This is a genomic window from Tsukamurella asaccharolytica, assembly GCF_007858435.1.
GTDB classification, from domain to species: domain Bacteria; phylum Actinomycetota; class Actinomycetes; order Mycobacteriales; family Mycobacteriaceae; genus Tsukamurella; species Tsukamurella asaccharolytica.
The window spans coordinates 166,799-192,811 of the sequence record NZ_VIGW01000002.1 but is presented as its reverse complement, the minus strand read 5'-3'; the positions used below and the strand labels follow the sequence as shown (position 1 = coordinate 192,811).

The 26,013-nt window shown below is 71.2% G+C and carries 28 protein-coding genes; 15 read left to right on the top strand and 13 right to left on the bottom strand.

The window, feature by feature from the left end; all coding sequences use genetic code 11:
* Positions 1-49: 49 nt before the first annotated feature.
* The 4 genes from FK529_RS04140 (at position 50) to hsaB (ending at position 5,973) form a co-directional block, all read left to right on the top strand.
* The gene (locus FK529_RS04140) at positions 50-1,828 is read left to right on the top strand and encodes a lysine--tRNA ligase (RefSeq protein WP_231702913.1); all 1,779 of its coding nucleotides are present in this window, start codon (positions 50-52) and stop codon (positions 1,826-1,828) included.
* Positions 1,829-2,013: 185 nt separating this feature from the next.
* A complete protein-coding gene (locus FK529_RS04135; protein WP_146559763.1) occupies positions 2,014-2,358 on the top strand; it encodes a histone-like nucleoid-structuring protein Lsr2 in 345 nt (114 codons plus the stop codon).
* A gap of 286 nt (positions 2,359-2,644) precedes the next feature.
* Positions 2,645-5,227, top strand: a complete 2,583-nt coding sequence (locus FK529_RS04130; protein ID WP_146559762.1) for an ATP-dependent Clp protease ATP-binding subunit — start codon at positions 2,645-2,647, stop codon at positions 5,225-5,227.
* 194 nt (positions 5,228-5,421) lie between these two features.
* Positions 5,422-5,973, top strand: coding sequence for a 3-hydroxy-9,10-secoandrosta-1,3,5(10)-triene-9,17-dione monooxygenase reductase subunit (hsaB, locus tag FK529_RS04125; protein WP_146559761.1), 552 nt, complete (start codon positions 5,422-5,424; stop codon positions 5,971-5,973).
* 171 nt (positions 5,974-6,144) lie between these two features.
* On the opposite strand, the gene FK529_RS04120 is transcribed toward hsaB, so the two are convergent.
* The gene (locus FK529_RS04120) at positions 6,145-6,480 is read right to left on the bottom strand and encodes an antibiotic biosynthesis monooxygenase family protein (RefSeq protein WP_146559760.1); all 336 of its coding nucleotides are present in this window, start codon (positions 6,478-6,480) and stop codon (positions 6,145-6,147) included.
* Positions 6,481-6,521: 41 nt separating this feature from the next.
* On the opposite strand from FK529_RS04120, the gene FK529_RS04115 reads away from it, so the two are divergent.
* Both FK529_RS04115 and FK529_RS04110 read left to right on the top strand, forming a co-directional pair.
* Positions 6,522-7,292, top strand: coding sequence for an alpha/beta fold hydrolase (locus tag FK529_RS04115; RefSeq protein WP_146559759.1), 771 nt, complete (start codon positions 6,522-6,524; stop codon positions 7,290-7,292).
* A 2-nt stretch (positions 7,293-7,294) separates the two neighbouring features.
* Positions 7,295-8,089, top strand: coding sequence for a DNA-formamidopyrimidine glycosylase family protein (locus FK529_RS04110; protein WP_146559758.1), 795 nt, complete (start codon positions 7,295-7,297; stop codon positions 8,087-8,089).
* A gap of 22 nt (positions 8,090-8,111) precedes the next feature.
* On the opposite strand, the gene FK529_RS04105 is transcribed toward FK529_RS04110, so the two are convergent.
* On the bottom strand, positions 8,112-8,819 hold the full coding sequence (locus FK529_RS04105) for a DsbA family oxidoreductase (RefSeq protein ID WP_146559757.1): 708 nt from the start codon (positions 8,817-8,819) through the stop codon (positions 8,112-8,114).
* Between the two features lie 41 nt (positions 8,820-8,860).
* Positions 8,861-9,415, bottom strand: a complete 555-nt coding sequence (locus tag FK529_RS04100) for a TetR/AcrR family transcriptional regulator (RefSeq protein WP_146559756.1) — start codon at positions 9,413-9,415, stop codon at positions 8,861-8,863.
* A 51-nt stretch (positions 9,416-9,466) separates the two neighbouring features.
* Between FK529_RS04100 and FK529_RS04095 the strand changes: the two genes are divergently transcribed.
* A complete protein-coding gene (locus FK529_RS04095; RefSeq protein WP_146559755.1) occupies positions 9,467-10,474 on the top strand; it encodes an NAD-dependent epimerase/dehydratase family protein in 1,008 nt (335 codons plus the stop codon).
* Here the strand turns inward: FK529_RS04095 and FK529_RS04090 are convergent.
* Together FK529_RS04090 and FK529_RS04085 are read right to left on the bottom strand one after the other, a co-directional pair.
* Entirely contained in the window at positions 10,458-11,297 is an 840-nt protein-coding gene (locus tag FK529_RS04090) for an SDR family NAD(P)-dependent oxidoreductase (protein ID WP_146559754.1), read from the bottom strand. The genes FK529_RS04095 and FK529_RS04090 overlap by 17 nt on opposite strands.
* A 72-nt stretch (positions 11,298-11,369) precedes the next feature.
* Positions 11,370-12,290 (bottom strand): iron-sulfur binding domain-containing protein, encoded by a 921-nt coding sequence (locus tag FK529_RS04085; protein WP_146559753.1) that lies wholly within the window; start codon positions 12,288-12,290, stop codon positions 11,370-11,372.
* A gap of 9 nt (positions 12,291-12,299) precedes the next feature.
* Between FK529_RS04085 and FK529_RS04080 the strand changes: the two genes are divergently transcribed.
* Positions 12,300-12,953, top strand: coding sequence for a carbonic anhydrase (locus FK529_RS04080; protein WP_146559752.1), 654 nt, complete (start codon positions 12,300-12,302; stop codon positions 12,951-12,953).
* 69 nt (positions 12,954-13,022) lie between these two features.
* The gene (locus tag FK529_RS04075; RefSeq protein WP_146559751.1) at positions 13,023-13,841 is read left to right on the top strand and encodes a hypothetical protein; all 819 of its coding nucleotides are present in this window, start codon (positions 13,023-13,025) and stop codon (positions 13,839-13,841) included.
* Positions 13,842-13,854: 13 nt separating this feature from the next.
* On the opposite strand, the gene disA is transcribed toward FK529_RS04075, so the two are convergent.
* The 3 genes from disA to FK529_RS04060 are packed head-to-tail and all read right to left on the bottom strand — an operon-like array spanning position 13,855 to position 16,953.
* Positions 13,855-14,928, bottom strand: a complete 1,074-nt coding sequence (gene disA / locus FK529_RS04070) for a DNA integrity scanning diadenylate cyclase DisA (RefSeq protein ID WP_146559750.1) — start codon at positions 14,926-14,928, stop codon at positions 13,855-13,857.
* A gap of 9 nt (positions 14,929-14,937) precedes the next feature.
* Entirely contained in the window at positions 14,938-16,341 is a 1,404-nt protein-coding gene (gene radA, locus FK529_RS04065; protein ID WP_146559749.1) for a DNA repair protein RadA, read from the bottom strand.
* A 21-nt stretch (positions 16,342-16,362) separates the two neighbouring features.
* On the bottom strand, positions 16,363-16,953 hold the full coding sequence (locus FK529_RS04060) for a hypothetical protein (RefSeq protein ID WP_146559748.1): 591 nt from the start codon (positions 16,951-16,953) through the stop codon (positions 16,363-16,365).
* Positions 16,954-17,235: 282 nt separating this feature from the next.
* Between FK529_RS04060 and FK529_RS04055 the strand changes: the two genes are divergently transcribed.
* The 6 genes from FK529_RS04055 (at position 17,236) to FK529_RS04030 (ending at position 22,149) form a co-directional block, all read left to right on the top strand.
* Positions 17,236-17,724, top strand: a complete 489-nt coding sequence (locus FK529_RS04055; RefSeq protein ID WP_068523712.1) for a CarD family transcriptional regulator — start codon at positions 17,236-17,238, stop codon at positions 17,722-17,724.
* Positions 17,721-18,383 carry a 2-C-methyl-D-erythritol 4-phosphate cytidylyltransferase gene (gene ispD, locus FK529_RS04050; protein WP_146559747.1) on the top strand — a complete coding sequence of 221 codons (663 nt, stop codon included), beginning with the start codon at positions 17,721-17,723 and terminating at the stop codon, positions 18,381-18,383. Before FK529_RS04055 ends, ispD begins: the two co-directional genes overlap by 4 nt.
* Complete coding sequence (ispF, locus tag FK529_RS04045) at positions 18,380-18,853, top strand: 2-C-methyl-D-erythritol 2,4-cyclodiphosphate synthase (protein WP_146559746.1); 474 nt, start codon at positions 18,380-18,382, stop codon at positions 18,851-18,853. Before ispD ends, ispF begins: the two co-directional genes overlap by 4 nt.
* A 284-nt stretch (positions 18,854-19,137) precedes the next feature.
* The gene (cysS, locus tag FK529_RS04040; protein WP_146559745.1) at positions 19,138-20,550 is read left to right on the top strand and encodes a cysteine--tRNA ligase; all 1,413 of its coding nucleotides are present in this window, start codon (positions 19,138-19,140) and stop codon (positions 20,548-20,550) included.
* Complete coding sequence (rlmB, locus tag FK529_RS04035) at positions 20,550-21,515, top strand: 23S rRNA (guanosine(2251)-2'-O)-methyltransferase RlmB (protein WP_146559744.1); 966 nt, start codon at positions 20,550-20,552, stop codon at positions 21,513-21,515. The genes cysS and rlmB overlap by 1 nt, the downstream gene beginning before the upstream one ends.
* 25 nt (positions 21,516-21,540) lie before the next feature.
* Positions 21,541-22,149, top strand: a complete 609-nt coding sequence (locus tag FK529_RS04030) for a TetR/AcrR family transcriptional regulator (RefSeq protein WP_146559743.1) — start codon at positions 21,541-21,543, stop codon at positions 22,147-22,149.
* Here the strand turns inward: FK529_RS04030 and FK529_RS04025 are convergent.
* From FK529_RS04025 to FK529_RS04005, 5 genes are all read right to left on the bottom strand, one after another.
* Complete coding sequence (locus FK529_RS04025) at positions 22,146-22,901, bottom strand: LamB/YcsF family protein (protein ID WP_146559742.1); 756 nt, start codon at positions 22,899-22,901, stop codon at positions 22,146-22,148. The two genes, FK529_RS04030 and FK529_RS04025, sit on opposite strands and share 4 nt — an antisense overlap.
* Positions 22,898-23,800, bottom strand: coding sequence for a metal ABC transporter permease (locus FK529_RS04020; protein ID WP_146559741.1), 903 nt, complete (start codon positions 23,798-23,800; stop codon positions 22,898-22,900). Before FK529_RS04020 ends, FK529_RS04025 begins: the two co-directional genes overlap by 4 nt.
* Positions 23,800-24,570, bottom strand: a complete 771-nt coding sequence (locus tag FK529_RS04015) for a metal ABC transporter ATP-binding protein (protein WP_146559740.1) — start codon at positions 24,568-24,570, stop codon at positions 23,800-23,802. Before FK529_RS04015 ends, FK529_RS04020 begins: the two co-directional genes overlap by 1 nt.
* Positions 24,567-25,463, bottom strand: a complete 897-nt coding sequence (locus FK529_RS04010) for a metal ABC transporter solute-binding protein, Zn/Mn family (RefSeq protein WP_146559739.1) — start codon at positions 25,461-25,463, stop codon at positions 24,567-24,569. The genes FK529_RS04015 and FK529_RS04010 overlap by 4 nt, the downstream gene beginning before the upstream one ends.
* A gap of 103 nt (positions 25,464-25,566) precedes the next feature.
* Complete coding sequence (locus FK529_RS04005) at positions 25,567-25,977, bottom strand: nuclear transport factor 2 family protein (RefSeq protein ID WP_146559738.1); 411 nt, start codon at positions 25,975-25,977, stop codon at positions 25,567-25,569.
* Positions 25,978-26,013 lie beyond the last annotated feature (36 nt).

Sequence of the window (26,013 nt, the reverse complement as noted above, 5' to 3'; positions counted from 1 at the left end):
GGGTGACCGCGGCCGAGCGGTAGAATCATCAGACGTGACTGTTGAGCCCGTGACTGCACCCCTGGACGACTGGGTCTCCCGACTCGCGGATGACGCCCTGGCCTTCGCCGAGCGGAACGGGACGCCGGTGAAGGTGGCCTCGGGCATCTCGCCGTCGGGGCCGATCCACTTGGGCAACCTCCGCGAGGTCATGGTGCCGCACCTCGTGGCCGACGAGCTGCGGCGCCGCGGACTGCAGGTCGAGCACATCATCTCCTGGGACGACTTCGACCGGTTCCGCAAGGTCCCCGCCGTGCCCGGAGTCGACTCCTCGTGGAACGAGCACATCGGTAAGCCGCTGACGCGCGTCCCGGCGCCGCACGGCTCCGACGCCGACAACTGGGCCGAGCATTTCCGTCGTGAATTGGAGGACGCGCTGGAGGAGCTGGGCGTCGAGTACCGCGGAATCAGCCAGACGCAGATGTACACTTCCGGAGCGTATTCGGAGCAGGTGCTGCACGCGATGGCCCAGCGCGGGCGCATTGATTCGATCCTTGAGCGCTATCGCACGCTCGATCGCGGAGAAACCCCGTCGGCCCCGGAAAATGCGGCGGAAACGGACGCGGACGCCGACCGCGCTATCGCCGAGGCGGGCTCCGGTGCGGCGGAGGACACCGACGGATCGGGCGATTCGGGCTACTACCCGTACAAGCCTTACTGCGCCGTATGCGGGACCGATTTCACCACCGTGACGGCGTACGACCACGAAAAGACCGACCTCACCTATGTTTGTCGGTGCGGGCATACCGAAACTGTGGTGCTCCGCGATCATTGCGACGGAAAGCTCGTGTGGAAGGTCGATTGGCCTATGCGCTGGGCTTTCGAGAAGATCACTTTCGAACCCTCCGGCGTCGATCACCAGTCACCCGGGTCGTCCTTCGCGGTCGGCAAGGACGTGGCGCCGATCTTCGGCTGGAAGCGACCGCTCGGCCCGATGTACGCCTTCGTCGGCATCCGCGGCATGGCGAAGATGTCGTCCTCGAAAGGCGGCGTTCCGACGGCCGCCGTCGCGCTGCGCTACCTCGAGCCGCCGCTGCTGCGCTGGCTGTACGGGCGCAAGAAGCCCAACCAGTCCTTCGACGTCGCGCTCGACGGCGAGCTACCCCGGACCTATGACGAGTGGGACGCGCTGGTGCGCAAGGTCGGGGACGGTCGCGCGCAGCCGGGCGACATCGCCGCCCTCGCGCGCGCCGCATCCGTGCTGGACACGGCGTCGCAGCAGGTGCGCGAGCTGCCGCTGACCCCGCGCCCGATGCCCTACAAGACGCTGGCCTCGGTGGTGGACATCACCACCGGCGACGACGAGCAGACGCTCCGGATCCTGGCGGCCCTCGAGCCCGATCAACCGCTGGACGGGCTCGCCCCGCTGCGCCCGCGGCTGGACCGAGCCACCGCCTGGGTGGCCGAGCAGATGCCCCCGGAGGAGCGCACCGTCGTCCGGAGCGAACCCGATGCCGCGCTCCTGGCGTCCCTCACCGAGGAGCAGCGTGAGGGCCTACGGCTGTTGCTGGAGGGGTCCGGCGCGCCCGCCCCGGCGGGTCTCGGCCGGCTCGAGGACGATTGGTCGCTCGCCGGAATCACCCATCAGGTGTACGGCGTCGCGAAGGTGCAGCGCGGGCTCGGCGCCGATCAGATCGTGAAGGGCGATAAGGAGCTGGCGGCAGCGCAGCGTGCATTTTTCGTCCTTCTCTACCGACTCTTGGTGAGCAGCGATACCGGCCCCCGCCTGCCTACTCTCCTGCTCGCGATCGGTGCGGATCGGGTGCGTTCCCTCGTGCAGCCCGCATAGCCCGGGTATCCGCGAATAACGCGTCACTCGCGTGGTTCGTCCGAATTACGACTGCGCCGCGCCGCGAATCGTTACCTGATCGCGACCGAATTCGGCGACGGTCGAATTGAATCAGTGCGATCGGTGTGTATACACTCGATTTGAACGACGTAATACAGTCATTACTTTGAGAAGGAGCCAATATTATGGCGCGCAAGGTCACCGTTACGCTGGTCGACGACGTGGACGATACGCAGACCGCTGACGAGACCGTGGAGTTCGGGCTGGACGGTGTGACGTACGAGATCGACCTCTCGACCAAGAACGCCGCCAAGCTGCGCGGGTCGCTGGAGGACTGGGTCGCCAACGCCCGCCGGGCCGGCGGACGCAAGCGCGGCACTCGCGCCCTCGCCGCCCCGCGCGGCCGCACGCCGATCGACCGCTCGCAGAGCGCCGCGATCCGAGACTGGGCCCGCAAGTCCGGTCTGAAGGTGAACGACCGCGGTCGCATCAGCCAGGACGTGATCGACGCCTACAACGCCGCCAACTGACGGCTCCTCGCTTCCACCCCGGCGCCCGGTGCGCCGGGGTGGAGGCGTCTCCGGGGTCGTTTCGCTCACGGCGGAACGGGGATCAAATCCCGTCGGGGGTGCGTTTGACCTGGTGTATCAGGAACGGATCGGGGGTGACGGTGCCTGCGAGCCCCGGGAGCGGGGCACTGCCGACACCATCGCTGACCGGTCCGAACTACAGTGAGAAGACGTTTATTGCAGACGGCTATCTGCGGGTTCGGCCTCGGCCGGTCCCCGAAGTAACCGGGATGTGAGGAAAATGGCCATGTTCGAGAGGTTCACCGACCGCGCTCGTCGCGTCGTCGTCCTGGCGCAAGAAGAAGCCAGGATGCTCAATCACAACTACATCGGCACCGAGCACATCCTCCTGGGGCTGATCCATGAGGGTGAGGGCGTGGCGGCCAAGGCCCTCGAGTCGCTGGGCATCTCCCTGGAGGGGGTGCGCAGCCAGGTCGAGGAGATCATCGGGCAGGGCCAGCAGGCCCCGTCGGGCCACATCCCCTTCACGCCGCGCGCCAAGAAGGTCCTGGAGCTGTCGCTGCGCGAGGCGCTGCAGCTCGGACACAACTACATCGGCACCGAGCACATCCTGCTCGGCCTGATCCGAGAGGGTGAGGGCGTCGCGGCCCAGGTCCTGGTTAAGCTGGGCGCTGATCTCAACCGCGTCCGCCAGCAGGTCATCCAGCTGCTCTCCGGCTACCAGGGCAAGGAGGGCGGCGGCGAGCCGGCCGGCGCCGGGGCCCGGACGAGCGGTGGCGGCGAGGCGGGCACCCCGTCGACCTCCCTGGTCCTGGACCAGTTCGGCAGGAACCTGACCGCCGCAGCGGCCCAGGGCAAGCTGGACCCGGTCATCGGCCGGTCCAAGGAGATCGAGCGCATCATGCAGGTGCTCTCGCGGCGCACCAAGAACAACCCCGTGCTGATCGGTGAGCCCGGCGTCGGCAAGACCGCCGTCGTCGAGGGCCTGGCGCAGGCGATCGTCAACGGCAACGTGCCCGAGACGCTCAAGGACAAGCAGCTCTACACCCTGGACCTGGGGTCCCTGGTGGCCGGCTCGCGCTACCGCGGTGATTTCGAGGAGCGCCTGCGCAAGGTGCTCAAGGAGATCGACACCCGCGGCGACATCATCCTGTTCATCGACGAGCTGCACACGCTCGTCGGCGCGGGTGCCGCCGAGGGCGCGATCGACGCCGCATCGATCCTCAAGCCGAAGCTGGCCCGCGGCGAGCTGCAGACCATCGGCGCCACCACGCTCGACGAGTACCGCAAGTACATCGAGAAGGACGCCGCGCTGGAGCGCCGCTTCCAGCCCGTCCAGGTGGGGGAGCCGAGCGTCGAGCACGCCATCGAGATCCTCAAGGGCCTGCGCGACCGGTACGAGGCGCACCACCGCATCTCGATCACCGACAGTGCGCTGGTCGCCGCCGCCACCCTGGCGGACAGGTACATCAACGACCGCTTCCTGCCGGACAAGGCGATCGACCTCATCGACGAGGCGGGCGCGCGCATGCGTATCCGCCGGATGACCGCGCCGCCGGACCTGCGCGCCTTCGACGACAAGATCGCCGATGCGCGTCGCGAGAAGGAATCGGCGATCGACGAGCAGGACTTCGAGAAGGCGGCCTCGCTGCGCGACAAGGAGAAGCAGCTCATCGGCGAGCGCGCTGAGCGCGAGAAGCAGTGGCGCGCCGGTGATCTCGACGTCGTGGCCGAGGTCGACGAGGAGCAGATCGCGGAGGTCCTGGGCAACTGGACCGGTATCCCCGTCTTCAAGCTCACCGAGGAGGAGACCACCCGTCTGCTCCGCATGGAGGATGAGCTGCACAAGCGGATCATCGGCCAGGAGGACGCCGTCAAGGCGGTCTCGAAGGCGATCCGTCGTACCCGTGCGGGCCTGAAGGATCCGAAGCGCCCGTCGGGCTCGTTCATCTTCGCCGGCCCGTCCGGTGTGGGTAAGACGGAGCTGTCGAAGGCGCTCGCCAACTTCCTGTTCGGCGAGGACGACGCGCTCATCCAGATCGACATGGGCGAGTTCCACGACCGCTTCACAGCTTCGCGCCTGTTCGGTGCCCCTCCCGGGTACGTCGGCTACGAGGAGGGCGGCCAGCTCACCGAGAAGGTGCGCCGCAAGCCCTTCTCCGTGGTGCTCTTCGACGAGATCGAGAAGGCGCACAGCGAGATCTACAACACGCTGCTGCAGGTGCTCGAGGACGGTCGCCTCACCGACGGTCAGGGACGCACCGTCGACTTCAAGAACACCGTGCTGATCTTCACGTCGAACCTCGGTACGGGTGACATCTCGAAGGCGGTCGGTCTGGGCTTCACGTCGGGCGACTCCGACGGTGCCAACTACGACCGGATGAAGCAGAAGGTCAACGACGAGCTCAAGAAGCACTTCCGGCCCGAGTTCCTCAACCGCATCGACGACATCGTCGTGTTCCACCAGCTCACGCGGGATCAGATCATCGAGATGGTCGACCTGATGCTCAACCGTGTGGGCGGCGCGCTGAAGAACAAGGACATGGGCCTCGAGGTCAGCGATCAGGCGAAGGCGCTGCTCGCCAAGCGCGGCTTCGACCCGGTCCTCGGCGCCCGGCCGCTGCGCCGCACCATCCAGCGGGAGATCGAGGACGCGCTGTCCGAGAAGATCCTGTTCGGTGAGATCTCCGCGGGCCAGATCATCGAGGTCGACGTTGAGGGCTGGGACGGCGAGAGCAAGGGCGAGGACGCGAAGTTCACCTTCACCGGCAAGCCCAAGCCCGCGATCGACCTGGAGAAGTCCGACGACGCCGTGCCGGCCCTGGTGGCCGACGCCTCGTCGGGCACGACGCCCGGCGAGACCGCGTAGCGAACACCCGACGCCGTCGGGGCAGAGGAGCCGTCACCCTTCGGGGGTGGCGGCTCCTCGCGGTTAAGGATCATGTCGAGCGAATCGGTGGCGCGGGGCGTCGTCCGTGCGCAGGCTCGGTGCACCCGGCCGCGAGGCGTACCGGGCGGCGGTCGGGTGCGCACCGTCGGGAACGGCGGGAGTAGGTTGACAGCATGACCGAGGCCGGATTCGACCAGCGCACGTTCCGACATGTGATGGGGCAGTTCTGCACCGGGGTCACGATCATCGCGACGTCCAACGCCGAGGGGAAGCCGGTGGGCTTCGCCTGTCAGTCCTTCGCCGCGCTGTCGCTGGACCCGCCGCTCGTGCTGTTCTGCCCCATGAAGACCTCCCGCACGTGGAAGCACATCGAGGCGTCCGGGAAGTTCGCGGTCTCCGTGCTGGGGCAGGAGCAGGAGTCCGTGAGCGCCGCGTTCGGGCGGTCGGTGGACGACAAGTTCGAGGGGCTGCGGTGGACGCCGTCGCCGCTCGGCAATCCGACCATCGACGGTTCGCTGACCTGGATGGACTGCACCCTCGAGAACGTGCTCGACGGCGGCGATCACCACATCGCGATCGGCCGGGTGCACCACCTCGGCGACGTCGACGACGCGAAGCCGCTGCTGTTCTACCGCGGCGCGTACCTCTCCACCAACCACCCGCAGCAGCACCCCGCGTCCAGCCTGGAGTCGTTCCTCACCTGGGACTCGGGCGCCTGGCTGTGACGCTCAGGCGCGTCGATCGGGCAGGTGTAGCTGGACGAAGCTATGCGCCACACGCATGGCTCGAATTACCGCACGTCAGCCCTGATTTCTTCGGGGACGGCCATGCGCGGCGCGCATACCCCGACGAGCGGCGCGTGGTGCCGGCGTCGGGCTCGTGCGAGTCCCGCGGAGCTACTGCGCGGCCTTGCCCTGCACGTCGAGGACGACCTCGAACTCCAACAGGTCGGCGCCCGAGGCGACGGGCTTGCGAGCGTCGCCGCCCTCGGGGGTGCGCTGGCCGGCGTGGGCCTCGCGGGCCTGGCCGTCGCGCCACGCGGCGAACGCCTCCTCCGACTCCCACTGCGTGACCACGAAGTAGCGGTCGTCGCCCTTCACCGGGCGCAGTAGTTGGAAGCCGAGGAAGCCGGGGGAGTTCTCGACGGCGTGCGCGCGCTGCGCGAACCGCGTCTCGAGCTCCGGGCCCGCGCCTTCGGGGATGCGGATGGCGTTGATCTTCACTACCGACATGCTCCGACGATACAGTCGCCCGACCCGGTAGGTTGGGCCGCGTGGATGAGTGTGTGGGCCTGAGAGATTGGGGCGGCCGCGACGAGGGCGGGCCGATCGTGTTGCTGCACGGGCTCATGGGCCGCGGCCGCACGTGGCGCAGGCAGATCCCGTGGCTGCGCCGGTACGGCCGCGTCTTCACCTTCGACGCCGAATTCCACCGCGGGCCAGACTTTCCCGTACCCCCCGACGACATCACCACGGAACGCTTCGTCGCCGACGTCGCCGAGATCCTCACCTACCTCGACCAGGGCCCGGCCACGCTGGTCGGTCACTCGATGGGCGGCCTGCACGCCTGGTGCACCGCCGCCGAATACCCCGAACTGGTGCGCGCCCTTGTCGTCGAGGACATGTCGCCCGAGTTCACGGGCCAGTCGACCGACACCTGGGCGCCGTGGTTCGCCAGCTGGCCGGAGCGCTTCGCCTCGCAGGCCGAGTGCGAGGCGCTGTTCGGCCCCGTCGCCGGGCGGTACTTCTACGAGGCCTTCGACGACGGCGCCCTGCACGGTGACATCGACGTCTTCCGCGCCATCGCCGACCACTGGGGCCCGCGCGATCACTGGGCGCAGTGGCGCGCGGTGCAGGCGCCGACGCTGCTGCTCGAGGCCGAATTCACCGTCGTGCCGCCCGGCGTGGGGGAGCGGATGATTCGCGCCTACGCGGGGCCCGACCTTCGGTACCTCAAGGTCGACGGTGCCGGCCACCTCGTCCACGACGACGCCCCGGGCGTGTACCGCGGGGCGGTCGAGGCCTTCCTCTCCGGGCTGGACTAGCCGTGCCCGAGGGAGACACCGTCCACAACCTGGCCGCACGACTGCGGCCGGTGCTCGCGGGCAAGGTGCTCACCGGCTGCGACATCCGCGTGCCGCGGTTCGCGAGCGTGGACTTGTCGGGTGGCACCGTCGATTCGGTGACTGCGCGCGGCAAGCACCTGCTCATGGACGTCGGCGGCGCGGTGATCCACAGTCATCTCAAGATGGAGGGCGAGTGGCACGTGTACCGTCCCGGCCAGCGCTGGCGGCGGCCCGCGCACACCGCCCGCGCCGTGCTCGCCGTCGACGGGGCGCAGGTCGTGGGATTCTCGCTCGGCACCCTCGAGGTTCTCACGGCCGCCGAGGCCGACGGTGCCCTCGCCCGCCTCGGTCCCGATCCGCTCGGACTCGACTGGGACGCCGGCCGCGCCGCGGCGAACCTCGCCGCCGAGCCGGACCGCCCCGTCGGGCTCGCACTGCTCGACCAGCGCAACCTCGCCGGGGTGGGCAACGTCTATCGCAACGAGCTCTGCTTCCTGCGGGGCACGCATCCGACGACGCCGGTCGGGGAGTGCGGCGACCCGCTGGCCTGGGCCGACGGCGCCGCACGGCTGCTGCGCGCCAACCTCGGGCGCACGCGCAGGGTGACGACGGGTGTCGATCGGAACGGCATGCGGGCCTTCGTCTACGGACGCGCGCGGCGTCCCTGCCTGCGCTGCGGGACGACGATCGTCGCGGGCTCCCTCGGCGGTGCGACAGACGCAGAGCGGGCGATCTGGTGGTGTCCGCGCTGCCAACCCAGACCGCCTGCCGCATAGCCGCCGCTACCGCGTGCCGTGGTCAGTCGCGCGGCGGCAGCTCGCAGCCGTCCGGACCGCACGCCTCCGCGTCGTCGCCGCCGATGACGGTGAGCGGCTCGTCGCCGCGGGCCTTGGTCAGCGCCTCGGTGAAGACCTCGGGCGGTTGTGCGCCAGAGACGGCGTACTTGCCGTCGAAGACGAAGAACGGGACACCGCCGATGCCGATCCGCTTGGCGGTCTCCTCGTCAGCGCGCACCGCATCCGCGTACGCCGTCGGATCGTCGAGGACCGCGCGGGCGGCGGCACCGTCGAACCCGGCGGACTCGGCGATTCCGACGAGGCGGTCGATGCTGCCGAAAGCTGTCTCGGACTCGGCGAAGTTGGCGGCGTAGAGCGCGTCGAGTAGCGCCTCCTGGCGGCCCAGCTCGAGGGCCCAGTGCAGCAGCCGATGCATGTCGAAGCTGTTGCCGCTGTCGCGGCCGTCGACCTGGTAGGGCAGGCCCAGCTGCTGCGCCTGCGCGCCGAGGCCCCGCTCGTTGGCGGCGGCCTGCGCCTCGCTGATGCCGTACTTGGCCGCGATCCGAGGGATGACGGGCTCGGAAGGGCCGGCGGTGGGGTCGAGCTCGAAGGATCGATGGATCACCTCGACCTGATCACGCTGCGGGAACGCGGCCAGTGCCTCCTCGAAGCGGGCCTTCCCGATGTAGCAGAAGGGGCAGTTGATATCGGTCCAGACGTCCACGCGCATGGACGGTGCAACAGTCCGTGGCCCGCCGGCATTCCGAATGGTCAGGCCGCGAGAGCGCGCTCACAGAGGTCGACGAGCGCGTCCCGCAGCTCGGGATCGGGCAGATGGCCCAGGCCGCGCAGCGCGGGGCCCAGGTCGCTCAGTTGCAGCCAGCCCGCGAGTTGTCGCGGCGAAGGCTCAGGGCCGAGGAGGAGCGGAAGGGCGTCGGCCGCGATAGCGTCGAGGTCTGCGGTTCCCGCCATCGCGCGCCGGAGCGCGGGGTCGCCCCCGATGCCGACGGCGCCGATGCGCCGGAAGGCGCGGACTGACTGGTTGACGTAGCCCGCGATGAGCGCGCTGCGGCGCGCGGCGGGGTCGGGCAGTGCCGCGGCGTCGTCCACGAGTGCGCGCAGCGCCTGCGCGTGCGGCGCGACGACGCCGCCGAGCAGGGCCTCCTTTGTGCGGAAGTAGTAGTAGACGTTCGCCTTCGTCACGCCGGCGCGGTCCGCGACCTGCTGCAGGGAGGTGCGGTCGAAGCCCTGCTCCGCGATCAGCGCCTCGGCGGCCGCCAGGATGGCCGTCCGGGTCCGCTCCGCCTGCTCCGCTCGCCTGCTCACGCTCCCATGCTACCTTTGGTTAGCCGATCGGCTAACCAAAGAGGAGAGACCATGGCCACAGCACTCGTCACCGGTGGCACCGGCTTCGTCGGTGGATGGACGATCGCGGCGCTGCTCGACCGCGGCGACACCGTGCGCACGACGGTGCGCGACGCGGCGAAGGCGGACGCTGTTCTCGCGCGGTTCCCGGATGCCGACGGGCGGCTCACGGTCGTCCAGGCGGACCTACTCGGCAACGAGGGTTGGGCCGAGGCGACCGCCGGGTGCGACGTCGTGCACCACGTCGCCTCGCCGCTCACCGCGACGCGAGACGAGGAGCAGGTGATCCGCCCCGCGGTCGACGGGGTGCTCCGGGTGCTCCGGGCCGCACGGGATTCCGGCGTGCCGCGCGTGGTGGCGACCTCGTCGTGCGGCGCCGTGTACTACGGCCACCCGCCGCAGGCGGAGCCGTTCGACGAATCGGACTGGACCGACGTCGACGGCGAGTCGATGAGCGCGTACGTGAAGTCCAAGGCGCTCGCCGAGCGCGCCGCGTGGGATTTCATGGACCGCGAGGGCGGCGACCTCGCACTCACGACGATCTGTCCGACCGGCATCTTCGGACCGGCCCGCTCTGCCGACGCGACCTCGTCGCTGCGGCTTATCGACGGGCTGCTGTCCGGTCGCCCGCCGGCCGTCCCCAACGTGAGGCTGAACATCGTGGACGTGCGCGACGTCGTCGACCTGCACCTGCGGGCCGCCGACGCTGACCTGGCCGCGAACCGTCGCTACATCGCCGCGACGGACGGCGTGATCTCCATGCTCGACATCGCCCACGAGCTGCGTGCTCGCCTCGGCGATCGCGCGAAGCGGGTGCCGACCCGCGCGATCCCCGACGTGGTGCTGCGCATCGTCGGGCGGTTCGATCCCGAGGTCGGCGACCTCGTGCCGCTCCTCGGACAGACACGCTCCGCGTCGAGCGCGCGGGCCCGCGACGAGCTCGGCTGGCGGCCCCGCGCCTGGCAGGACGCGGTGACCGCCTCCGCCGAGAGCCTGCTGGACCTCAAAGCGCGTAACTGACACCCGTGAGTTTCTCGGAGACGGCCCACAGCTCCGCCCACTTGGCCTGATCCTTGGAGACCGCGGTGCTGGCGCACTTGCCCACGGGGCCGCGGGACTGGAAGAGCTGCGTCGGGCCCCACCACGGGTGCGGGTCGAGGTCCGGGTCGGTCGCGGCGAGGATCAGCGACTGCGCGGCCTTCTCCGGCGGGTTGTTCAACAGCGCGACGGCGGGCTTCAGCACCAGGTCCAGCGGGGTGTCCGTGCGGGCGAACAGGCCGGTCGGGGAGACGCCCGGGTGCACGCAGTACGCCTTCTTAGGCGAGCCCGCGGCCTCGAACCGGCGCTGCAGCTCGCGCGCGAACATCATGTTCGCGAGCTTGCTCTGCCCGTACGCCTCGGTGCGCAGGTACGTGCGGTTCTCGTAGTTCGGGTCGTCCATGCGCCAGCGGTAGTTCTGCCGGTGCGCGACCGAGGAGACCGCGACGACGCGGTCCGTCAGGCGGTCCAGCAGCAGCCCGGTGAGCGCGAAGTGGCCCAGGTGATTCACCCCGAACTGCATCTCGAAGCCCTGCTTCGTGCGGCGCAGCGGGATGTTCATCAGCCCGGCGTTGTTGACGAGCACGTCCACCTCGCCGGTGCGCTCGGCGAACGCACGCACCGAGTCCAGGTCGGCCAGGTCCAGGGCCTCGACGATCACGTCGCCGTCGATCTCGTCGGCGATGCGCTGTGCGCCCGCGACATCGCGGCACGCCATCACGACACGGCCGCCGGTGGCGGCGAGGCGACGCGTCACGACCTCGCCGAGGCCGCCGTTCGCGCCAGTCACTACATAGGTGGTCATGGTGGCCAGCCTACGAGGCGGTCGCGTGCCGCGCGCACCGCCGCAGCGCTCCCAGCACGCGGCGTCGAGTGGTCAGGTCTCGCCCGCGAGCGCGAAGCGGCCGTCCCGCGTCTGCTCGATCAGCCCGTCCACCAGCAGGGAGTCCAGCGCTCGGTCGCGTTGCGCGGGATCGCGCTCCCAGGCCAGGTCGAGCGCGGCCCGGGGAACGGCGCCGTCGGTGCCGCGCAGCACGTCGAGTAGGCGCCCGCGCGCCTGCCGATCCGTGCCCTCGTACTTCTGCGCCTTCCGCGGCGCCACCGTGCCCGACGGTGCCCCCGCAGCGAGCCAGGCGCAGTCGGCGTGCAGCGGGCACTCGCCGCACCGCGGCGACCGCGCCGTACAGACCAGCGCGCCCAGCTCCATCAACCCTGCCGACAGCCGCGGTCGCCGGTCGGCGGGAACGGTGGTCACGGCCGCCGTCGCTGCCGCCAGGTCGCGCGTGGTCGACGGTGCCGCCGCGTCGGAGTCGCCGGCCACCGCGCGGGCGAGGACCCGGCGCACGTTGATGTCGACCACGGGGACGTCGCGGCCGTACGCGAAACACGCCACCGCGCGGGCGGTGTAGTCGCCCACCCCCGGCAGCGACAGGAGCTGGTCGACGTCGGCGGGGACGGAACCGTCGAACCGCTCGACGAGGGCCTGCGCGCACGCGTGCAGCCGCATCGCCCGGCGCGGGTAGCCGAGCTTGCCCCAGGCGCGCACGGCATCGGCGCCGGTGGCGGCGGCGAGGTCGGCCGGGGTGGGCCAGCGTTCCATCCACGCGCGCCACACGGGCTCGACCCGCACGACGGGTGTCTGCTGCAGCATCACCTCACTGACCAGGATCGCCCACGCGCCGACATCCGGTGCTCGCCACGGAAGGTCGCGCTCCGCGAGGTCGAACCAGGAGAGCACCGGAGTGAAATCCGGGACAGAATCGCCGCTGGCGTCTCGCGTGGAAGTCACGACGTGCATTATGGACCCATGCCCACCTCGACTCCTCCCGGCGCCTGGCGCGCCCTCCGTGACGGCAACCGGCGCTTCGTCGAAGGAGTGCCCGCGCATCCGAATCAGGGCGCGAGCCGGGTGGCGGAACTGGCCGCCGGCCAGCAGCCCACCGCGGTGCTCTTCGGCTGCGGCGATTCGCGCGTCGCGGCCGAGGTGATCTTCGACCAGGGCCTCGGCGACATGTTCGTCGTCCGCACCGCCGGACACATCATCGACGCCGCCGTGCTCGGCTCCATCGAGTACGCCATCGAGGTGCTCAAGGTGCCGCTCATCGCGATCCTCGGCCACGACAGCTGCGGCGCCGTCGCGGCCACGGTGAACTCCATCGACACCGGAACCATGCCGCCCGGCTACATCCGCGACATCGTCGAGCGGCTCACCCCGTCGGTCCTGGCGGGCCGCCGCGAGGGGCTGACGGACGTCAACGACATCACCGCCCAGCACGTGATGGAGACGGGGCGCCTGCTCCGGGAGCGTTCGCGGATCATCGCCCAGGGGGTCGACGAGGGTCGGGTCGCGATCGTCGGCCTGACGTACGAGCTCGCCGAGGGCAAGGTGCACCTGCGCAGCGCGGTCGGCGATATCGGCGAGGCCGCCACCTCGCCGTTCCAGGCCGTCGCGCCGGAGTGATCTGTCCCGATTCGTGACACGCCGCCGCAGGTCAGCGGCGTGAGGCGACGGAAACGTTACGGTTGAGACGTGCTGGAACCCCATGGACCCCTGCCGCCCGAGATCTACTGGCGCCGACGCGTGCTGGCCGCCGTCGTGGCGCTGTTCGCCGTGGTCGTGGTGGTGCTCCTGATCGTCTTCGTCGGCGGTGGCAACGACTCGTCGCAGAACGCCGCGACCGCCTCGTCGACCACGCCCGTCACCACGAGCGGCCTGCCCCCGTCGCAGGCGCCCTCCGGCGACCCCTCGGCGGCGAACAACAGCGGCGGCGGCGCGGGCGGCGCTGGCGGCTCCGGTGCGCCCCAGTCCGGTGCGAACGCCTCGGGTGCCTCGGGTGCGGCGTCGGCGTCGGCGAGCCCCTCGGGCGGCGGCGTCCCGACGCCCGGCGCGGTCGTCGCCGGCGGGCCCTGCCCCGACGCGAACATCTCCGTCGTGGTCGGCGCCGACAAAGCGACGTACACGCTCGGCGAGCAGCCGACCTTCGAGGCGACCATCACCAACGCCGGACCGGTGCCGTGCGCGCGCGACGTCGGCACCGGACAGCAGCAGCTGATCGTGCTCACCCTCGACGGCAGTAAGCAGCTGTGGACGAACTTCGACTGCACCTTCCAGCCCGGCATCAAGAACGAGGTGCTGCAGCCCGGCCAGCAGCTGCGCTACAAGCTGCAGTGGGCCGGCACCACCTCTGCGCCCGGCTGCCAGGCGCAGCGCGCCCCCGTCGCGCCCGGCGCGTACCAGGTGGTCGCGCAGCTCGGGGCGAAGCGCAGTGCACCGGTGACCTTCAACATCGTCCGGGCGGCGCCTGCGCCGGAGGGCGGCGCGGCCCCGGAGACGGGCACCGGCAACTAGCCTTCGCCGCCGGTCAGAACCGCTCGACCGAGGCCTCGGCGAGGCGGGAGAGGCCCTCGCGGGCCTGCCGCGCACCGTCGGTCCCGATACCCGGGACGGCCTGCAGGTCGGCGGCGGACGCGGCGAGCAGCGTCTGCAGCGAGCCGAACGTACCGACCAGGGCCTCCACCTGGGCGGCGCGCAGCCGCGGGATCGAGCCGAGCAGGCGGTGGCCGCGCGGGGAGACGGGCTCGTCCTGCGCCTCGACGGTTTCCGAGAAGCCCAGCGCCGCAGCGATGGTGGTCGCGGCCAGCAGGTCGGCGTCGGTGAGCGCGTCGATGCGGGTGACGGCGGCGGGCACGGAGTCGCCGTCACGGAGGTAGTCGCGCAGCACCGGCTCACGAAGCGAGATCGACTCGCCCAGAAGGTCCTCGAGCTGCAGCGCGATCTGCCGGCCCGACGTGCCGAGCTCCAGCACGTACTGCTCGATCTCGACGGCCAAGCGCCGCACCAGTTCCAGCCGCTGCACGACCTGCGAGACCTCGCGGACCGTCACGACGTCCTCGATCTCGGCGCGGGAGAGGTGGGCGAGCACCTCGTCGAGCCGGTGCGCGTAGCGCTCGAGCGTGGCGATCGCGAGGTTGGCGCGGGCGAGGATCGGCGCGGCATCGTCGACGAGGTGCCGCACGCCGCCCACGTAGGCGTGCACGATCGCCATCGACGCGCTCACCGAGATCACCGGGTAGCCGGTCTGGATCGCGGCGCGCTCGGCCGACCGGTGCCGCGTACCCGACTCCTGCGTGGGGATCGTGGGATCGGGCACCAACTGCACGTTCGCCCGCACGATCCGGCTTCCGTCGGTCGAGAGCACCACCGCGCCGTCCATCTTCGCCAGTTCCCGCAGGCGGGTGGGGGCGAACTCGACGTCCAGGTGGAAGCCGCCGTCGCAGATGCCCTCGACCCCGTCGTCGTAGCCGAGCACGATGAGCGCGCCCGTGCGGCCACGGAGGATCCGCTCGATCCCGTCGCGCAGGCCGGTGCCCGGGGCCACCCGGATCACGGTGTCACGCAGCGGCGCGTTCCCGACGAACGCGGCTTCGAGGTCCATAGCGGTAGGTTAGCGGTCCCGCTCGCGGGTGGGCGCGAGGGAGCCCAGACGCAGAGCATCGGTCAGGGTGGCGGCCTCCCCGATGTGGATGCCGTCCACCTTCAGGCGCTGCCCGTCGGGCGAGGGCGGCACGATCGCGTGGGTGAAGCCGAGCCGCGCGGCCTCCGCGAGCCGACGCTCGAGGCCGGTCACTCGCCGCACCTCGCCCGCCAGGCCCACCTCGCCCAGCACGACGGTGTTCGGGCGCAGCGCCTTCTCCACCGCGCCGGACGCCACGGCCAGCGCCAGCGCCAGGTCGGCGGCCGGCTCGGTGATCTTCATCCCGCCGACGGTCGCCGCGTAGACGTCCTTCTGCGGCAGGCTCTCGATGCCGCCGTGCTTCGTCAGCACCGCGAGGATCATCGCCACCCGGGCCGAATCGAGGCCCGAGACCGCCCGCCGCGGGGACGGCAGGGGCGTCGGCGTCACGAGGGCCTGGAGCTCGCCGAGCATCGGCCGCTTGCCGTCGAGGCCGACGGTGACCGCGGTCCCGGCCGCGGCCTGGTCGCGGTGGTGCAGGAACAAGCCCGATGGGTCCGTCACCTCGACGATGCCGGACTCGCGCTGCTCGAAGCAGCCCACCTCGTCGGACGCGCCGAAGCGGTTCTTGATGCCGCGCACCATGCGCAGCGTGGAGTGCTTGTCGCCCTCGAAGCTGAGCACCACGTCCACCAGGTGCTCGAGGGAGCGCGGCCCGGCGACGGCGCCGTCCTTGGTGACATGGCCCACGAGGATCACCGCGATCGACGAGGCTTTCGCCAGCGACGTGAGGGTCGTCGTGATCGCGCGGACCTGCGTGACGCCGCCGTGCACCCCGTCGACCCCGGACGCCGAGAGGGTCTGCACCGAGTCGACCACCATGAGAGTGGGGGAGATCTGCTCGACGTGGCCGAGCACCGTCCCGAGGTCGGACTCGGCGGCCAGGTAGAGCCGGTCGTCGAGGGCGCCGGTGCGCTCGGCGCGCAGCCGCACCTGGCCCGCGGACTCCTCGCCGGTGACGTACAGGGACTTCCCGCGGCCCGTCGTGGCCCAGCGGTGCACGACGTCGAGCAGCAGCGTCGACTTGCCCACGCCCGGCTCGCCGGCCAGCAGGATCACCGAGCCGGGGACGATGCCGCCGCCGAGGACGCGGTCGAGCTCGCCGATCCCGACGGGCAGCGCGCGCGTCGAGTTCGGGTCGATCTTCGTAATCGGGACCGCGCGGGTCTTCGGCAGCGTCAAGCCGACGTTCGCCGCGGGCCCCGAGCCGGCGGCGCGGGCGGGCGCGCCCTCCTCCATCGTGGACCAGGCGCCGCACGCCGGGCAGCGCCCCACCCACTTGGCCACGGTGTGGCCGCACTCGGTGCAGGTGTACTGCACCTTGGCTTTCGCCATATCTTGTCGAGAGCTGAGGGCCTAGTGGCCGCCGGTGCCCTCGCCCGCACCGTGCTCGCCGGCGGTGGGGGTGATCCCGGCGGCGGAAGCGGGGGCGGCGCCGGCGTCGATGGGGACGTCGATCGGGAGCGAACCGGCCTTCTCCAGGTGGAACCAGAGCTTGTTGGTCAGGCCCGGCCGCCACGTGGCGTCGACGGGCACGCTGACCGTGAGGCGGGTGATGCTGGGGGCCTTGCTGTCGCTGCCCTGGGGGGCGGTGCCGTACAGCGAACCGTTCGGGGCGAGGGTGGTGTCGCCGCCGATGGTGGCGAAGCGGCCCTTCTCGTCCGAGATGCCCTTGAGGGTATCGGCCTGGTACGGGTTCAGGTTCGTCAGCACGAAGGCGAGCCGGCCCTGGCTGCCCGAGACCGGGAACAGCACGTGCACGTCACTGAGTGCGATCTTCTGATCCACGAAGGTCTGATTGGCGCCGTTGATCGCGGCGACCTGGTTCGCGGTCTGCGAGATCTGGCCCGCGCCGCAGGCGGACACCGAGAGCAGGGCGCCAGCGGCGAGCAGGGCGCCCGCGACGGTGGTGGCGGTGCGGCGGGTCGAGACGGTGCGTGCGGACACGGTTCCTCCAGTTTCCTCCCCGTGCGCGGCGACACCCGCGTGCGGACGGTGCTGAGTATGTCACCACGCAGCGTAGTAGAAGGCGGGTCGCGCCGTGCCGTCGGGCGGCATCTACGGCGTGAGTGCTCCGTGCCGTGACCCGCGCCGTCGGTCACCGGAACCGGCGGAGAGCATCCACGACGTCGTTTGTCAAGCCCAGGAGGAGTCCTGACCTGCGATGTTGCCTCGCAACCCGAATTCGCCCCGTGTTATCCTGGTCATATCGAAAGGGGCAAGGATCAGATGATTTTCAAGGTCGGAGACACCGTTGTCTACCCCCATCACGGTGCCGCACTGATCGAAGCAATCGAGATCAAGACCATCGGTGGCCGTGAGCGCGAGTACCTGGTGCTCAAGGTCGCACAGGGTGATCTGACGGTCAAGGTTCCCGCGGAGAACGCCGAGGTCGTCGGCGTTCGCGACGTGGTCGGCCAGGAGGGCCTGGACAAGGTCTTCCAGGTGCTGCGCGCGCCGCACACCGAGGAGCCCACGAACTGGTCGCGCCGCTACAAGGCGAATCTCGAGAAGCTCGCGTCGGGTGATGTGAACAAGGTGGCCGAGGTCGTCCGCGACCTGTGGCGTCGCGAGCAGGACCGCGGCCTGTCGGCCGGCGAGAAGCGCATGCTGACCAAGGCCCGTCAGATCCTCGTGGGTGAGCTCGCGCTCGCAGAGGCGACGGACGACGGCAACGCCGAGTCCCGCCTGGACGAGGCGCTGGCGGCGGCCTCCTGACCGTCGTCGCGCTGGTTCCCGCCGCTGGGCAAGGGACGCGCCTGGGCCTGAACCGTCCGAAGGCTTTCGTGACTCTGCAGGGCCGTTCACTGCTCGAAAGGGCGGTGGACGGCCTTTTCGCGTCCGGGGTGATCGACGAGGTGGTCGTCATGGTTCCCGCCGACCTGGTCGACGGCGCCCGAGCCCTGGTCCCGCGCGCCCGCGTCGTGGTGGGCGGAGTGGAACGGACCGATACCGTCCGGGCCGGCCTCGCCGCCGTGGGCGACGCCGAGCTGGTGCTGGTGCACGACGCCGCCCGCCCGCTCACGCCCGGCCCCGTGATCGAACGGGTCGTCGCCGCCCTGCGCGCCGGCGCCTCCGCCGTCGTGCCTGTACTTCCCGTGGTGGACACCATCAAGCGCGTCGACGCCGACGGTGCCGTCGCGGCCACCGTCGACCGGGCCGACCTGCGGGCCGTCCAGACGCCCCAGGGCTTCACCACCGCGGCGCTCCGCGCCGCCTACGATGCCGCACCCGGCGCGGTCGCCACCGACGACGCCGGGCTCGTCGAGCGGGCGGGCGGCGCCGTCGTCACCGTCGCGGGCGATCCGCTCGCGATGAAGATCACCACAGCCTTCGACCTGCGGGTCGCGGAAGCTCTTGCGCAGGAGTTGAAATGATCGTTCCCCGCGTCGGGATCGGCACCGATGTCCATCCGTTCGAGCCGGGCCGGGAGTGCTGGATGCTCGGGCTCCTCTTCGACGGCGACGGCTGCTCCGGCCACTCCGACGGCGACGTCGCGGTGCACGCGCTCTGCGACGCGCTGCTCTCCGCCGGCGGACTCGGGGATCTCGGCGGCGTCTTCGGCGTGGGGCGTTCCGACAACGAGGGCATCACCGGTGCGCAGATGCTGAGCCACGTGCGATCGCTGCTGTCCGACGCCGGGTTCGTGGTCGGCAACGCCGCGGTGCAGCTGATCGGCAACCGGCCCAAGGTCGGGCCGCGACGAGCCGAGGCGCAGGAGGTGCTGAGCGGGCTGCTCGGCGCCCCGGTCTCCGTCTCCGCCACCACCACCGACGGCCTGGGGCTCACCGGCCGCGGCGAGGGCGTGGCCGCGATGGCCACGGCGCTGGTCTACGCCCCGAGCTGACTCCGGCACGGAAGGTCGCGGACGCCTGCCATGCGTGGCGCGCATGCCCCACTGTCGTCTCGGCGCGGGTCGTCCCCCGCGCGGCGCCGATCCGCCCGCCCCGCGTTCGAACCCCCACCCGAAGTCGCGCTTCTGGCGGGGGATCGGCCGCCCCCTGCGCGGCGTTCGGTCCCCCGCCGGACGCCATCAAGGGTATGCACTGCGCGCATGGCTTCGTGAAGCAACGCCGGGCTACGCCGCGGCAGCCGCGGTCGGGGATGCACGGCACCGTAGAATCAGTCGACGTGACGCTGCGCCTGTACGACTCCTTGACCCGCGAGGTCCGTGACTTCGTGCCCCTCGTGGACGGCAAGGCGGGCATCTACCTCTGTGGCGCGACGGTGCAGGGCGTCCCCCACATCGGCCACATCCGCAGCGGCGTCGCCTTCGACGTGCTGCGCCGCTGGCTGCTCGCCAAGGGCCTCGACGTGGCCTTCGTGCGGAACGTCACCGACATCGACGACAAGATCCTGCGCAAGGCCGCCGAGGCCGGACGCCCCTGGTGGGAGTGGGCCGCGACGCACGAGCGCGAGTTCACGCGCGCCTACGACGCTCTCGGAGTGCTGCCGCCGTCGGCCGAGCCGCGGGCCACCGGGTTCATCACGCAGATGGTCACCTACATGGAGCGCATGATCGAGCGTGGCCACGCTTACGCCGCGCCGTGCGGCACGGGCACCGACGTGTACTTCTCCGTCCGTAGCCTCCCGACCTACGGCGAGCTCAGCCGGCAAAAGGTCGACGACGTGCAGCAGGGCGAGACCCTCGCCGAGGGCAAGCGCGACCCGCTGGACTTCACGCTGTGGAAGGCCGCGAAGCCGGGCGAGCCGAGCTGGCCCTCCCCGTGGGGCGACGGCCGGCCCGGCTGGCACCTCGAGTGCTCCGCGATGGCCACGAGCTACCTGGGCGCGCAGTTCGACATCCACTGCGGCGGCATGGACCTCGTCTTCCCGCACCACGAGAACGAGATCGCGCAGGCCCACGGTGCCGGCGATCCGTTCGCCAACTACTGGCTGCACAACGGCTGGGTCACCATGTCGGGCGAGAAGATGAGCAAGTCGCTCGGCAACGTCGTCTCGATCCCGAACCTGCTCATGCAGTACCGCGCCGTCGAACTGCGGTACTACCTCGGGTCGGCGCACTACCGGTCCATGCAGGAGTACTCCGCGGGCGCGCTGGACGAGGCCGTGACGGCGTACGGCCGGATCGAGGCGTTCGTGCGGCGCACCGTCGAGCGGGCGGGGGACGTGCCCGTCGGGGAGTGGACCGACGGTTTCGCCGCCGCGCTCGACGACGATCTGGGCGTACCGTCGGCGTTGGCGGAGGTCCACGGGTGCGTGCGGGCCGGGAACGCGGCGCTGGAGTCGGGCGATCTCGACGAGGCGCGGCGGCTCGCGGGCGCGGTGCGGGCCATGACGGCGATCCTCGGCGTCGACCCGCTGGATCCGCACTGGCTCACGGAGAACGCCGGCGACGGCCACGCCATGGACGCCCTCGGCGTGCTGGTGCAGGCCGAGCTCGAGCGGCGCGCCGCCGCCCGGGCCGAGAAGAACTGGGCGGAGGCCGATGCGTCGCGCGACCGGCTGGCAGCCGCGGGTATCGAGGTGACCGACGGTGCCGACGGTTCGGCATGGACACTCACGAAGAAGGCGGGCAACTGATGGCAGGCAACTCGCAGCGCCGCGGCGCGGTCCGCAAGGCGGGCACCAAGAAGGGGCAGGTCCAGGGCTCGGGCGGCGTGCGTCGCCGCGGGCTCGAGGGGCGCGGTGCGACGCCGGCCGCCAAGGATCGCCCGTACCACCCCGCGCATAAGAAGGCGCGGGCCGCGGCGAAGGCCGCGACCACGCCGCAGCGCCGGCCGAAGGTCGCCGGCCGCGCCGCCGACGACGGCCCCGAGTACGTGCTCGGCCGCAACCCGGTGGTCGAGTGCCTCCGAGCGGGCGTGCCCGCGACGGCGCTGTACGTCGCGATCGGCTCGCAGAACGACGAGCGGCTCACCGAATCGGTGCAGATCGCGGCCGACACGGGCATCGCGATCCTCGAAGTGCAGCGCGGCGAGCTGGACCGGCTGAGCGACAACGGCCTGCACCAGGGCATCGCGCTGCAGATCCCGCCGTACACCTACGCGCACCCCGACGACCTGCTCGCCCGCGCGCAGGACCGCGGCGAGGCGCCGCTCATCGTCGCGCTCGACAACATCACCGACCCCCGCAACCTGGGCGCGGTCATCCGGTCGACGGCCGCGTTCGGCGGGCACGGCGTGGTCATCCCGGGCCGACGGTCCGCGGCGGTCACCGCCGTCACGTGGCGTACCTCCGCGGGCGCGGCTGCGCGACTCCCGGTGGCGCAGGCGCCGAACCTCAACCGCGCGCTGGCCGACTACGCGGCCGCGGGCCTCCAGGTCGTCGGCCTCGACGCGGGTGGCGACGTGGACCTGGACGACTACCGCGCCGACACCGGCGTGGTCGTGGTCGTGGGCTCCGAGGGCAAGGGGCTCTCGCGGCTGGTGCGGGAGAACTGCGATTCGATCCTGTCGATCCCGATCGCCTCGTCGGTGGAGTCGCTCAACGCCTCGGTCGCGGCGGGCGTCGTCCTCGCCGAGTTCGCCCGACAGCGACGTCAGTAAATTTCGTCTGCGGTAGAATGAACGAATGACCTCACTCGAGGAGCGTCGGGAGACTCGGCGTCGCCAGATGCTGGACGCGGGCATCGCGCTCCTCGGCGACCCTGAGGCCGGGGCGCTCGGCGTGCGGGCCGTCTGTCGCACCACCGGCATCACCGAGCGCTACTTCTACGAGGCGTTCAGTACGCGCGATGGCTTCGCGCACGCCGTCTACGACGATGTCCTCAGCCGCGCCCAGGACGCGCTGGTCCGCGGCGTCCGCGAGGCCGCCGAGGGCATCCCGCAGGGCGCGGCGCCCGATGCGCTCGCGGTCGCCCAGGGCGCGGTCAGCGGATTCGTCGAGTTCGTCGTCGACCAGCCGGACATCGGGCGGGTGCTGCTGCTCGGCCCCTACCGCGAGCCCGTTCTCGCGGAGCGGGGTCTCGCCGGAATGCCGGGATTCTTCGACGTGGTCGCCGCATCGCTGCCCGACTCGGTCGACGCGATCACGCGCCGCCTCGTCGCGACGGGCCTCGTCGGCGCGCTCACCACGCTGTTCACCGAGTACATCGAAGGCCGCCTCGGTGTCACGCGCGAGCACCTCGTCGACCACTGCGTCCGCCTCGTCCTCACCGCCCCGCGGCGGTTCCGCGATTAGCTGAACCGCGCGACCGTCACGCCGGCACCGTCGAGCACGGTGCGCAAGCGCCGCGCCACCGCCACCGCCGACGGGTTGTCGCCGTGCACGCACACGGAATCGGGCGCGATATGCACCTCGGTTCCGTCGATCGCCTCGACGGTGCCGTCGCCGACCATGCGCAGCACCCGCGCGGCGATCTCGTCGGGGTCGTGCAGCACGGAGCCCTCCCGCGACCGGGGGACGAGCGCACCGTCGGGCAGATAGGCGCGGTCGGCGAAGGCCTCGCGTATCACGGCGAGCCCGCGCTCCGCGGCGATGCGGAGGAACGCGGATCCGGGGAGGCCGAGCACCGGCAGGCCCGGCGCGGCGGCGAGCACGCCGTCGACGACGGCCGCCGCCTGCACCTCGTCGGCGACGATCCGGTTGTACAGCGCGCCGTGCGGTTTGACGTACGCGACGGTGCCGCCGACGCTCCGCGCGATCGCTCGGAGCGCGCCGATCTGATAGATCACGTCGGCGGTGAGGTCGGCGGTGGGGACGTCCATGGGGCGGCGGCCGAAGCCGCGCAGGTCCGCGTAGCCGACCTGTGCGCCGATCGCGACCCCGGCGGCCACCGCCGCGGCACAGGTCTCGCGGAGAGTTGTCGGGTCGCCTGCGTGGAACCCGCACGCCACGTTGGCAGAGGTCACCACGCCGAGAAGCGCCGCGTCGTCGCCGAGACGCCAGGCGCCGTAGGACTCGCCGCAGTCCGCGTTGAGGTCGATTCTCACGACCTTGACGGTAGCGGGTGCCGGCAGTCGTGTGCGGGGGCGTCGACGGTCGCGACGGTGCCGCGGCGGCCCCGCTGCCCGAGGAGGCGGCACACCATGTAGATGAGGAAAGAGATCGACGTCACGAACACCGAGACCGGCAGCGCGGGCGCGAGCGAGAGGATGATGCCGCCGACGGCCGCGACCAGCGCGAAGATCAGCGACAACACCGTGGCCCTGCCAGGGGAGCTGGTGACCCGAGCGGCCGCGGCGGCCGGCGTGATGAGCAGGCTCATGACCAGCAGCGCCCCGACGATCTGCACGCCCTGCGCGGCCGCGGCGCCGACCAGCATCGCGAAGACCACCGACAGCGTCTTCACCGGGACGCCGTGCGCGGCGGCCACGTCGGGGTCGGTCGAGAGGAACAGCAGCGGCCGGTAGATGAAGGCGAGGATCAGCAGCACCACGACGGTGGTGATCGCCATGAGCGTCAGCCCGCTCATCCCGACCGCGACGATCTGCCCCGTGAGCAGGGCGAACGCGGTGCCCTGCCGGCCCTCATGCAGCGCCAGGAACAGGACGGACAGGCCGAGGCCGAAGGCCATGATGACGCCGATCACCGAGTCCCGCTCGCGCGCGTAAACGCCGAGCAGGCCGAAGAGCAGGCCCGCGACCAGGGCACCGAGCAGCGCGCCCGAGCCCACGCTCCACCCCATGAGCAGGGCGAAGGCGGCGCCGGTCAGCGACAGCTCGGACGTGCCGTGCACGCTGAAAGCCATCTGCCGGGAGACGATGAGCGGACCCATCACCCCGGCGAGGACGCCGAGCAGCGCCGCGGCGAGCAGCGCCTGCTGTACGAAGGGCTGCTGCAGCAGCTCCCAGGTGAGGGAGAAGTTCGTCAGGTTCTCGAGCCGGTCCATCAGTGGTCCCCTCCCACCACGACCAACCGGTCGCGCACGTGCAGCACGTCGACGGGGGTGCGGTACAGCCGGCTCAGCCGCTCCGAGGTCATCACCTCGGCGGTCGGCCCCACCTCGAACCGCCCGTCCACCAGGTACAGGACGCGGTCGCAGTAGGGGAGCACCGGATTGATCTCGTGCGTGACGAAGAGTACGGCGGTGCCGTGCTCGCGGCGGCGGCGCTCGATGAGCGAGACGGCCAGCTGCTGGTGGCCCGGGTCGAGCGAGAGCAGCGGCTCATCGCACAGGAGGATCGTCGGGTCCGAGGCCAGGGCCTGCGCTACCCGCAGCCGCTGCTGCTCGCCGCCGGAGAGGGAGCCGACGGGGGCGTCGGCGAAGGCCTCGGCGTCCACCTGCCGCAGCGCGGCATCCACGGCGGAGCGTCGGGCCGCGCGGTTGCGGACGCCGAGTCCCCAGGATGCGCCGTCGAAGCCCAGGCCCACGAGGTCGCGCCCGCGCAGGGGCACCGCGCCGTCGAGCGCGCGCTGCTGCGGGATGTAGCCGATGCGCCCGTTGACCTCGACGGTGCCGGCGGACAGACGGCTCTGGCCCAGCAGGATGCGCAGGAGCGAGGTCTTGCCGGCGCCGTTCGGGCCGAGCACGGCGACGAACTCGCCGGGCATGATGTCGAGGTCCAGGCCGTCCCAGAGGGTGCGGTCGGTGTAACGCAGGGCCGCGTCGTGCAAGCGGATGACGGGGGCGCTGTCCGACGGTGCGTCGTGCGGGGTCACGGGCGCGGCGCGAGCGCGTCGGAGAGCGCCTTGACGTTGCCGCCCTGCCAGGCGATGTAGTCGTCGACGCCCGCGGGCAGCGACTCGGTGACCCGGACGACGGGCACGCCGGCGGTCTCCGCGGTCTTCGCCAGGGCGGAGGTCACGGGGCTCTCGGTCTGCGCGTTGAGCACCACGGCCCGCACCTGCTTTTCGCTGACCAGCGCGTTCGCGGCGGCGATGTCGGCGGGCGCCGGGTCGGTGCCCGACTCGATGGCGGCCGTGTAGCGGGCCGGCGCGACGTCGGTGAGGCCCGCGAGGGTCAGCAGGTACCCGGCGACGGGCTCGGTCGCGGCGACCTTCGCGCCCGGGTTGGCCTGGCCGATCGCCCGGGCCTGCCCGATGACGGTGTCGAGCTTGGTGGCGAAAGCGGTGGCGCGACTCTCGTATCCCTCGCGGTGAGCGGCGTCCTTCTCGGCGAGCGCCTTGGCCACGGCGGCGGCGACCTTCTGCACGGTGGGCAGGTCGTAGAAGACGTGCTCGTTCTCCGCCTTCGGTGACTGCAGTGAGACGGCGTCGACCTTGGCCGCGGAGGTGCCCTCGGCGGCCTGCTCCATGTAGGCGTCGTAGTGGCCGCCGTTGTAGACGAGCACCGCGGCCTTCTTGACCTTGAGGGTGTCCTGTGCGGAGGGCTCGAACTCGTGCGGGTCGCCCGTCGGGTTGGCGAACAGCGAGGTCACCGTGGCATCGCTGCCTGCGACGGCCTGCGCGATCGCGCCGTAAACGTCGGTCGACGCCACGACCGCGGGCTTGCCGTCGCCGGACCCCGACGAGGCCGTCCCGCACGCGGTGAGCGCGAGGGCGGCGACGGCGACGGCGCCGGCGGCCCGGGCGAGACGAAGGCGGTTGCGCACGACGGAGCTCCTCTGACAGCAATGGGAATCGTTGTCATTTAGAGTAGCGGCGAGGTCCTGCGGATGTCGAATAGGTGAATGCGCATGTATCGGCGCATCAGTCTCAGGCCCCGGCGGCCTCGGCCTGCGCGGTCGCCGCGGCCTCCTCGGCGATGGCGGCGAACCGCGCGCCCATCGCAGCGGCGAGTGCCTGCGCGGCGGAGAGTGGGCGGACCATCACCATGAAGTCGTCGATCTTGCCCTCGGCGTTGACGTGGATGAAGTCGCAGCCGGTGATCGTCTTCCCGTCGACGACCGCTTCGAAGACGAGCGCGTGGTCGTCGCCGTCGTTGATCTCGCGGACGTAGCGGAAGTCCTCGAAGACGCGCAGCACGCCGCGCAGGATCGCCGCGGTGATGTGCCGGCCCTCGTAGGGCTTGAAGGCGACGGGGCTGGTGAAGGTCACGTCGTCGGCGAGCAGGCCGTCGAAGGCCGCGTCGTCGCGGGCCTCGACGGCGGCACGGAACTCACGCATGGCATCTCCTAGTGAACTAGTTGAGTAAATGAGCCA